The sequence below is a fragment of the Microbulbifer sp. ARAS458-1 genome, from assembly GCF_045348205.1.
GTDB lineage: Bacteria > Pseudomonadota > Gammaproteobacteria > Pseudomonadales > Cellvibrionaceae > Microbulbifer.
On record NZ_CP155838.1, the window covers coordinates 1348030 to 1354979 of the forward strand.

4 protein-coding genes are annotated in these 6950 nt (G+C 46.5%); 2 read left to right on the forward strand and 2 right to left on the reverse strand.

The features are described 5' to 3' along the window. Positions 1-391 precede the first annotated feature (391 nt). Both AAFH99_RS05390 and AAFH99_RS05395 read left to right on the forward strand, forming a co-directional pair. Complete coding sequence (locus AAFH99_RS05390; protein WP_406828891.1) at positions 392-2554, forward strand: ATP-dependent nuclease; 2163 nt, start codon at positions 392-394, stop codon at positions 2552-2554. A gap of 11 nt (positions 2555-2565) precedes the next feature. Then, the gene (locus AAFH99_RS05395; protein ID WP_406828892.1) at positions 2566-4491 is read left to right on the forward strand and encodes a UvrD-helicase domain-containing protein; all 1926 of its coding nucleotides are present in this window, start codon (positions 2566-2568) and stop codon (positions 4489-4491) included. Positions 4492-4762: 271 nt separating this feature from the next. On the opposite strand, the gene AAFH99_RS05400 is transcribed toward AAFH99_RS05395, so the two are convergent. Continuing rightward, entirely contained in the window at positions 4763-6466 is a 1704-nt protein-coding gene (locus tag AAFH99_RS05400; protein WP_406828893.1) for a protein adenylyltransferase SelO, read from the reverse strand. Between the two features lie 192 nt (positions 6467-6658). Next, complete coding sequence (locus AAFH99_RS05405) at positions 6659-6796, reverse strand: hypothetical protein (RefSeq protein ID WP_406828894.1); 138 nt, start codon at positions 6794-6796, stop codon at positions 6659-6661. Positions 6797-6950 lie beyond the last annotated feature (154 nt).

Here is a 6950-nt window from a genome sequence, read left to right on the forward strand (position 1 = left end):
ACTTCTGATCGGTCGTTAACCCGACTAGTGGAAAGGCCGCCCTTTGCGGTGGCATTTAGGGCTAAGAGGGTCGATTAATTAACCGGTGTAATTGCGTGTAATGGATTTTCGGGGCTGCAAGCGTGACGTGTGTATCGTTTTGTGGCTAGATAGCGGTTTATATCCAGATATGAGCGCTTCACGGGTTTGGGAACAAATATGGATACTCTGTGGGCAGATATAGACTTTTCAGTATTCCCATATAAGCACACGCCCACGAACAAACTGTTATACGGAATCGCTCGAATGTGCGTTTTCTACCGTAAGCGGGCATTGGTCGAATAGTGGCAAAAAGAAATAATATTAAATGTAAGTCCCCTTGTCTTTGGCCCGTTTTTTAAGGTTTTGATACATGAAGATTACTTCCTTTGCTTTAAAGAATTACCGGCGGCTAGCCGATGTAACCTTAGTGCTTGATGATAAAGCAGCGGTTCTTGTAGGTGCTAACAATAGTGGAAAAACGTCTTGCATTGGTGCTCTACATACATTTCTAAAAAGTCCGGATAATCTCAAGGTTAGAGATATATCTAAGAAGAATTGGAGGTGCATCCAAAATCTGGGTAAAGAAGTCGAAGAAGAGTTTCCCTCCATCGAGAAAGTGCAGAAGCTATCCGATGCTCTTATCAGGTTATTGCCTAGTTTAGATATCGAGATAACAGCGGAAGCGAGTGAGGCATATAAGGTTCGTGACATCCTACCAGACCTAGAGTGGAAAGGTGGTGCTCTATCCGTTCGCATAAATTATGAAGTGATTGATGTCTCCAAACTATTTAGAGAGTTTGTTGATGCGAGAGCGGTAGTATCCAAGCATCAAGGTGAGGTAAGCCTATGGCCTAAAGATCTCTGTGATTTCTTAGAGAAAGGCCGGAACTTCAGTAAGTTCATAAAGCAAAAGCACTACGTTTTGAGCAAAGAGGCTGAGCCTAGTTCGAACGAGATTTTACAGCCGCTAAAATCTGAAGCTTTGAAAAAGTTAATTCGAGTAGACGTTATATCCGAGCAGCGGGGGCTAGGTGCTGAAGATAACGCAGATCAAAAAGGGCCATATTCAGAAAAGCAGCGGCTCAACAAGTTACTTCGAGACTATTATGAGCGTATTTTGAACCCAGAAGATTACCCAGAGGATGACGACCTCAAAGTCTTAGGGCAACAGCAAAATTTAGAAAATGACTTCACTAAAAGATTGAACGATCAGTTTGAGGCTCCTTTCGAAGAGTTGAAAAGTATGGGTTATCCTGGTATCGGTGGTAATCCAACTGTTGAAATTTCCGCGCAAATTAGCGGAACGGATGCGTTGCAAAAATCGTCATCGGTACGATACCGTTTTGATAAAAAAGATGAAGAATTTCTTCCCGAAAGCTACCTGGGGCTAGGCTACCAGAATCTCATCTATCTGACCTTTAGGCTTCTAGAATTCCGCGACAAATGGATGCGTATTGGTAAATCGGCTTCTTCAGGGGACAATGTCGAAGAGCAGATTGAGCCAATTCATCTGGTCTTACTTGAAGAACCGGAAGTTAATCTTCACGCGCAAGTTCAGCGTGTTTTTGTATCGAAAGCTTACGATACTTTGCGGAATCATCCAGATCTGCGCGACAAGAAAACCAAAATAGATAAGTCTGAATACCAGACACAGCTCGTGATTAGCACCCACTCCAGTCATATTATTAATGATATTGACTTCAAAAATTTACGTTACTTCCGGCGGAATGATGCAAATACGTCCATCGCAATGGACCATACAACAATTGCAAACATGTCAGAGCTTTTTGCGAATGCGAAAGATGAGCTTTTGTTTGTAAGTAAACACTTGAAGCTCACTCATTGTGACATCTTCTTTGCCGATGGCGTTATATTCGTCGAGGGGCAAGCAGAGCGTCTTCTGGTACCAGAGTTCATTTCCAATAGCTTCCCGGATTTATCTAATCGGTACATCTCGATACTCGAGGTGAACGGTGCTCACACGCACAAATACAAAGCGTTAGTCGAGAAGCTTGGGGTCACGACTCTAGTGCTGACGGATCTTGACTCTGTTGATAACAACGGGAAGTCTTGTTTTCCGCAAAGAAACTCTGATCAAATGAGCAACAATGATACTTTGAAAATCTGGCATCCAAAGAGAGAAATGTTGGATGAGCTAGTAGATTTGCCCAAAACGGAACATATGACAACAAGCGAAGGTGCGCCGCTTTACGTTGCTTTTCAGAAGCCGACCCAGATTTCTGAGAAAGAGGTTTTATCCCGAACATTTGAAGATGCTTTGATTTTGGCTAATTTTGACCAAGAGTATTTTCAGAAGAAACCCAAACTCGAAACTGCAAAATCGGCCCATGAATATGGCAGTAGGTCGTTGTCAGAGTCACTTTATGAATATGTGCAAGGTTTAAAAAAGGGCGACTTTGCCTTCGATTGCCTATTCCATCTCGCGGATAAAGAGTCGAATAGCTTCAATCCCCCTGAATACATGAGTGATGGCCTTAAATGGCTGGCAGCTCAGCTTTCACCAAAAGAATAGGGGGGGAAGTTATGTCAGAAGAATTCTACTTGGCGGAAACCAAACCCATAGATCATGACAGTGATGTTGATGAAGCTATTAAGGCGTGCCTGCGCATAGGGTCAGGAAAAAGCTTTATTACCTTCGCTGGGGCGGGATCAGGAAAAACCTACTCTCTAAAAAATGCTCTGGATTTCCTGAAAAATCAACACTCTGGCGACTTTTCTCGGCGAGGAAAGCAAATTGCCGTTGTAACCTTTACTAACAACGCTACAGATGAAATCAAGGACCGAATCGAGCAAAACCCGATCTTCGCGGTTTCCACGATTCATAGCTTTTGCTGGAATGCAATTGGCGGCTTCAATGAGGACATTCGCAAGTGGTATTTGGAAAAAATTCCCACCGATTTAGAAGATCTCAAGGAAAAAGAAGATAAAGGCCGTGCAGGTAAGGCATCCGATGCCCGAAAAAGGGATATCACCCGCCTGACTAAGAAAATGGAATGGTTAGCGCAACCTCGCTCATTCGATTACGATCCAAAAGGCATAAACTCCTCCCCAAATGCCCTTTCGCACGCGGATGTTTTGAAGATTTTCTCTAATTTATTGACCACCAAACCGATGATGGCGGAAGTCATAGTAAATAAATTCCCGTTCATATTCATCGACGAAAGCCAAGATACTAATAAAGACGTCGTTAGTGCATTCTTTGAGCTGCAAAAAGCCAAATCGGATAAAGTTGTTATCGGCCTGTTTGGGGATACGATGCAGCGTATCTTTGGCGGGGGAGAACCTGAGCTGGGTAAGAATAAGCCCAGTGGTTGGACTACTTTCGACAAGAAAATGAATCATCGATCAGCACGGCGCATCGTTGGTTTAGGGAATCAAGTTCGTAGTGAGGATGATAAACGTAACCAGTTTGCCCGAGATGGAGTCGCGGAAGGTTATGTTCGATATTTTTTATTGTCGCACGGTGTTTCAGACAAAGACCAAGTCGAAGAGAGAATTCGTAAGACTATGGCGGAAATTACGGGTGACACGGACTGGACAGATACTCAATCCAAAGAAACCGCTATCTTACTTTTGGAACATAAAATGGCTGGACGTCGACTTGGCTTTGGTGAGCTTTGGGGCACGCTTTCAAGATCTGACAAAATTAAAGATCGGATTGCTGAAGGTGAAAATGCCGAACTTAACTTCTTCTCTAGCATCGTTTTTCCTTTGGCTGAGGCGAGCCGGAAGGAAAGACGAGCCGAATTGATGTATATCTTAAGAGAAAACAAGTCTCCGCTGTTGGAAGCCATTGTGCTTGATGCAAACAAGGACGATCCGCTCGCGCTTGCCCGAGCCGCGGAACATGCGTTTAGAGGTGTGGTTTCAAATGATAAGGTCAGCTTTCGTGAAGTTCTAGAAGTACTTGCTGAGCACAAGCTACTTAGAATTCCAGAAAAATTGCAGTCATTTGTGGCGGATTTAGAAGAGGCAGAGACTGAATCAGAGTCAGGCCAAACGGGAGCTGGCCCGGAGGGTGAACCAGAACCTAAGGAGTGGGATGACAGCGAAATTGCTGCTTGGGCTGAAGCCTTGGAGACTGGTTTCTTCCAGATCAAAAACTATAAAGACTACATCGATGAGAAATCAATTTTTCGAACCCACCAAGGCGTGAAGGGTAACGAATTCGAGCGTGTAATGGTTGTCATGGATGATGATGAAGCTGGCGGGTCCTTATTTTCCTACGAGCAGTATTTTGGCGCGAAGGAGCTTTCTCAAGCAAGCCAAAAAAAACGGGATGCAGGTGAAGAAACTGGTTTGGATCGAACCCGACGATTATTTTATGTCACATCTACTCGTGCGAAGAATAGCCTAGCTCATGTGATTTATACTTCCGATGTGACTAAGGTAAAAGAAAGTCTTATGGGAAAAAAATTAGCGCGAGAAGGTGAAATTATCAAGTTATAACATCAATATTTAAACCGTATTTAATATTAAGTTTCGCACTTAAGAGTCAATAGGAACGAATGTGATCCGCAGAACTATGATTTTCTGGGAGTTTTGTGAATGAACGCTTCCGGCCGAATGAGGGCAGCATGAGGCTAGTTCAAGTTCCGTATAACAAAGCGCTGCTGTCGGACAAGTGATCTTCCCCCGCTTTAACGGACACCCGCTGTGGCAGCGACTCATTACTGCTCACTAGGGAGGTCCCAGAAAATCGGCTTCAAAAATTCTCCGCTCAAGATGAGCAGCTATAGTGTGATACGCCACCCGCATCGAAAAACTCTCTGGGTCTCAGGCGGTAGTACTTCTCTTCGATCTCTTTTGATTGTTCATCATAAGGGTGGCTCAGGACTTCCTGCAGCTCCCTGATCAGGCTGTAATCACCCTGCGTGGCCTGTTGATAGGCTGGGACAATCAGCCATTCACGCCACGCATACTTCGGATTGACGCGTTTCATTTTGTCGGCTGCCGTCGATAAGTCATGACCGGTCAACACGAGATCGCGCCAGCTACTTAACCAGGACTGCCATTTTTCGTCGATGTCAGAGGATGTTTTGACATAGAAGCTTTTTTTCAATGGGGCAATATCTTCAGGTACTTGGGATAGCTCACGAAAGAACATGGTGTAATCCACCTCTGAGCGACTCATAAGCGTCACCAGTTCCTTAAACAGATCCACGTTGAACTCGGTGAGACCGAGCTTGGCTGCCCACATGCGATGCAACTGGTCTTGCATTACTTCCTGGAAATCACGGCGTATTTGATCCAGCCGTTCTAGCGCTTCATTGTCGTCCGCGAGCAGTGGGCGGATGGCCGTCCAGAACATGTGGAAGTTCGCCTCTGCGGCGGTTGGCTGGTTGAAGAATGAAAAATGCTGGCCGCCGCCGGTCCAGGGTTGGAACTCGGGGTCGAAAACTTCACAAAAACCAAATGGACCATAATCCAGCGTAAAGCCGCCAGCGGCGCAGTTGTCGCTGTTGAAATTTCCCTGGCAATAACCAACGCGCAGCCAGTTGGCGACCAACGCGGTAAGGCGTTGGCGAAATAATCGTGCTAATTCTATCAATTGATCTGAAAAGTTGAGGCTGGGGTCGATTTCGTCTTGGTATTCTCTGGCAATCAAATGCATAACGATCATGCGCAGCTCCTCAAGCGCATTGTCATACGCATGGCTGCGGGCGCGGCGGGCAAATAATTCAATTTGTCCGACACGCAGGAACGAAGGCGCTACACGTGTTGATATCGCTACCGGGTTCTCGGTGATAATGTCTGGATCAAATGCGTTGGAATGATCGGAATACCAGGGGCGGGAAACCGTGTCGGTTTTTGACACATACAGGGTTAATGAGCGGGAGGTCGGTACACCCAACGCGTGCATATACTCCTGTGCGAGAAATTCACGTACGCTCGAGCGTAGTACCGCGCGCCCATCGGCTCCGCGGCAATACGGAGTGGGGCCGCCCCCTTTTAATTGCATTTCCCAGCGCTGCCCGTTAAATACCCCTTCGAACACGGAGATGGCCCGCCCATCACCATACCCATTGCCGGTGCCAAATGGGCATTGTCGGACATATTCAGTACCGTAAATTGATAGCGCATAACCGGTTGCCCAGCCGAAGTTGCGCATTGGGGCACGGGCTGCGGAGATATCTCCAGAGAATAACTGGGTAAATTCGGGGTCTTGGGCAAGTTCGTCGCTGAGCCCTAGTTCTTGAAAGAGACTGCGGCTATGGGCGACATATTCTGACTGTCCAATCGGTGTTGGTGTTACCGGCACGAAGTGCCCGGAGAAAACTTGGCGCGCACGGTGATCATCGCCATCCGTTGTGGCGTCTGGGTCGGCATTCAGGCTATCCATTAACGAATAATCTACCTGCTGGACAAATTCATCGTAGGTGGTCACCCAGGTTTTGTCCGGTGATGTGGATGGCTGAGTCATTGTTGTTAAAACCTATGGTTATACAGGCATATGGCTATGCGGGTAATTCGGTTTAATCGGCGTATGGGAAAACTTGTTCCAAACGAGCCTGCTTCATTGTTTTCACATTATATTGAAGTATTTCGCCATCGGCGGTGCCCCCTGTCTCGGGAAATCGCGCCTGTATTTTAGGCGGTGATAGGAAGGTTTCGCCTAAAACGCATCCGGGTCGCGAATGATCTGCTGGGCACGGGCACGCAGGGCCCGCTTGTCCGCTTCGGGCATTTTATCGAGCTGATGCAGCATCATGGACATGCGTGGGTTGTTCTGAAAGGCCTCGCGCTTTTCCATTAAAAAATGCCAGTAGAGGCTGTTGAACGGGCAGGCGTCGTCACTGGTTCGCTCCTGAACCTTATAGCGGCATGCGTCCGGTATCTGTCAACGTAGTTGTCGCGTTTAAGGTATCAGCTCTTTAACAATTTACCGCCTTGTCCGGGTTCAGCAT

What these genes read in the sequence shown, in the direction of transcription:
- AAFH99_RS05390 (WP_406828891.1), top strand. Translation starts at nt 392, where the DNA reads ATGAAGATTACTTCCTTTGCTTTAAAGAATTACCGGCGGCTAGCCGAT.
- AAFH99_RS05395 (WP_406828892.1), top strand. Translation starts at nt 2,566, where the DNA reads ATGTCAGAAGAATTCTACTTGGCGGAAACCAAACCCATAGATCATGAC.
- AAFH99_RS05400 (WP_406828893.1), bottom strand. Translation starts at nt 6,466, where the DNA reads ATGACTCAGCCATCCACATCACCGGACAAAACCTGGGTGACCACCTAC.
- AAFH99_RS05405 (WP_406828894.1), bottom strand. Translation starts at nt 6,796, where the DNA reads ATGGAAAAGCGCGAGGCCTTTCAGAACAACCCACGCATGTCCATGATG.